The sequence below is a fragment of the Streptomyces sp. 8P21H-1 genome (assembly GCF_013302945.1).
The window spans coordinates 1-201 of the sequence record NZ_JABTYA010000230.1; positions in this window are offsets into that span (position 1 = coordinate 1).

The following is a 201-nucleotide window of genomic DNA, read 5'->3' on the forward strand; positions in this document are numbered from 1 at the left end:
CCGTCCGCCCCGGCCGCCACGCCGGCGTGGGCCCGCTGCCGCGGGAGGAGGCCCACGGCCGGGAGAGCCGGCGGGGCTGACCGCTTCCCTACCGGTCGCTCTCGTGGCCCGGAGCGTCCAGGACGTCGCGCTTCCCGGTGTGCTTCCGCTCGTCCAGTTCCGCCAGCTGCGGGTGGTGGAGGTCGAAGGCGGGGGATTCGG